The following is a 2,932-nucleotide window of genomic DNA, read 5'->3' on the forward strand; positions in this document are numbered from 1 at the left end:
TTTAAATGCTGTTGCATTTATTTGTTGAATCTAAGAATAAAATATTATAAAAAAAATAGAATTTCTTTTAAACTTAATTAATCCGAAAAATCAAAAGTTAAAGAAGGCTGTGATATAGCTTGTAGTTCATATTTGTTACGAAAAGCTATTTTTTATAGGTATAATATCGAGCACCGATTAAATTAGGGTCCTCTGATTCAATTCTTTCCAAGACAAATTCATTGATAGCCTTTGTCAAAGGTGTACTTTGTTCCTTTTTATGTAGAGCTAAGTAAGTGTCAAAGTCAATCGCTTTAGACTGTTCTAACATTTCAAAAAGAGATGTTTTCGGAAGTCCATTTTTCCAATCTTTTTGTATTTCAGCTTCAAATACTTTTGATTTAGAACCAGAGCCATAAGCAATGAAACCAACTTTTTCTCCATCAATACTACTATTTTTATTTTCGAAATAACTAAGAGTGGATAGCATTGCTAAGAAAATAGAGCCGGTATATATATTTCCAACTTGACCGGATGCTATCTCAGAAGGTGCTATTTTTTCATTTACGATTGTTAAATATTCAGGTGATTTAGCGAAAGCTTTTATCTGATCTTTTGCATCAGGTGCGGATTGATCAATCAATTGCGGATTGTCTTGTAATACGATCTCGTGAAAAGTACGTCTGCCTTGAAAACAATAAGGTAAGTGCATAAAGAGAACTTTCCAGTCTTGGTATACTTTCTGCTCATTGTAGTTGTTTATTTCTTTGAAATGAGCATAAGCATCAGTGATTCGATTGATATAACATTGGTTTGAATATTGTCCTTCAAATACTGGTTGCTCTTTGTGAATAGCAACTTCAGCCTCTTCAATGCCATTCCATTCCTCATTTTGTTGATTACCTGTTATCTTACTTTTTGAAATTGTTCTATAAGGCTTAAAGAAGTCAAATACACTTTCTGTAGATACACCTATTTTTGAAGTAAATGCTAAGATTCTTGGTTCAGCACTAATTAATAAGGCTATAGCTCCTGCACCTTGTGTATATTCTCCTGTTGAAGCTAGGTCATACTTAGCAAAATCTGTAGCTACTACGATGGCTTTTTGAGTAGGATTGGCTTTAATAAAGTCAACTGCATTTTGCATTGCATCAACAGCACCAATACAAGCAAATGTATGATCCACTGCGTCACAATGGCGCAAAGTACCTTCACCGAATTGTTGTTCTATTAAACCTAAAACATAAGAGGCGATAGGTTTAGAATTGTCTATACTACTTTCTGTACCAACATATAGTTTTGCAACTGTTGAAGGTTGTGTCTCAGGATTGTCTTTTAGTAATGAATAGACAGCATTGGCAGCCATAGTGACTACATCTTGATTGACGTCCAGTAAAGCCATTTTGTGTAACCCTAATCCGTTTTTTAATTTCAATGGATCAATGTTACGCGCCTTAGCTAAAGTTTCTATAGGTAGGTGAATTTTAGGGATGTAATATGCTATACTATCTATTCCGACTTTCATTGTGAGCTCTTTTTTTAAAAAAATTAAGTAATGTAAAATTACTTCCATTTAATGAAAATAACTAAGAAAGTTAGCTGAAATGTATATGTTATTTTTATTTCTGTATTAGATAGTTTGTCATAAAATGTGTTTTTATAAAGAAAGTTTTTGTAAATCAACGATTGTTAGATTATATTATTGCATATTTTTCAATTGGTCTTTAGAGAAGGTATTGGATTAGATTTTATAATAAAAACTGATTAAAAGAAGGAATTCATTTACTTTTGCATGAAATATTTGAACGATGAAAGATACGACAGCTAAGAAAGGAAAATTACATATCCGCAATAGACATACAGGACACTATGATTTTGATAAACTTAAAATTTATGTTGAAGAACTTGAGGGGTTTATAGTAAAGAATCCAAGCGGTATTGATACCATTGATTTTAGTGATCCAGAGGCTGTATTGGCATTGAATAAAGCTATTTTGATGAAGGATTACAAAATGAAGTATTGGACAATGGAGAAAACAAATCTATGTCCACCTATACCTGGGAGAGCTGATTATGTACATTATCTAGCAGATTTGTTAGCTGAAGGGAATAATGGAAAAGTACCCACAGGTAAGAAAGTAAAAATACTTGATATTGGTATTGGAGCGAATGTTATTTTTCCAGTTATAGGAGTAGCAGAATATGGTTGGTCTTTTGTTGGTTCAGAATTGGATAGTGTATCTATAGAAACAGCAAGTAGAATTATTGATAATAATGCTCATTTAAAATCGAATGTTATTATCCGCAGGCAAATGAATAAAAGAAATGTTTTGCATTCAATCATAAAAGAAGGTGAATATTATGATTTAGTAATGTGTAACCCTCCATTTTTTAAGTCAAGAGAGGAAGCTTTAGCCAAGACAACACAAAAACTACGTAATTTAGGCAAAGAAGTTAACGGAAAGCCAGTTCAGAACTTTCGAGGACAAAATAATGAGTTGTGGTGTGATGGTGGAGAGAAGTCCTTTGTTACAAATTATATTTATGAAAGTCGTCACTATAAAAGACAAGCGGTGTGGTTCACTACGTTAGTTTCTAATAAGGATAACTTAAGACCTTTACAGACTTTATTAAAGAAACTGGAAGTAGCTGAAGTACGCATTATTAATATGGCTCAGGGAAATAAGGTTAGCCGTATCTTAGCTTGGAAATATTAGAATTTAATATTGCTATTGTGCCTAATTAATTCCAAATGATATTAGTTTTTTATTATATTGTATATTATGAATTGTGTATGTCTGTTAGATATAATAAAGTTAGATTAAGTTGATATTTATCTAACTAGACGATCTATGATTACTTTTTAAAAAGTAATAATAGATCGTTATGTTTTTTAGAATGGCTACTTGTTTTCTCACTTAGATTCAACAAATAAATGCAACAGCATTTAAAA

2 protein-coding genes are annotated in these 2,932 nt (G+C 31.5%); one reads left to right on the plus strand and one right to left on the minus strand.

Features of this window, described 5'->3' with window-relative positions; all coding sequences use genetic code 11:
• Positions 1-145: 145 nt before the first annotated feature.
• Positions 146-1,504, minus strand: a complete 1,359-nt coding sequence (locus GJV77_RS14525; RefSeq protein WP_155037053.1) for a hydroxymethylglutaryl-CoA synthase family protein — start codon at positions 1,502-1,504, stop codon at positions 146-148.
• Between the two features lie 283 nt (positions 1,505-1,787).
• Here GJV77_RS14525 and rlmF point away from each other — a divergent pair, with 283 nt between their 5' ends.
• Positions 1,788-2,696, plus strand: a complete 909-nt coding sequence (gene rlmF, locus GJV77_RS14530; protein WP_155037054.1) for a 23S rRNA (adenine(1618)-N(6))-methyltransferase RlmF — start codon at positions 1,788-1,790, stop codon at positions 2,694-2,696.
• The last annotated feature ends 236 nt before the right edge of the window (positions 2,697-2,932 follow it).

The organism is Myroides pelagicus (assembly GCF_009711055.1).
GTDB classification, from domain to species: Bacteria; Bacteroidota; Bacteroidia; order Flavobacteriales; family Flavobacteriaceae; genus Flavobacterium; species Flavobacterium pelagicum.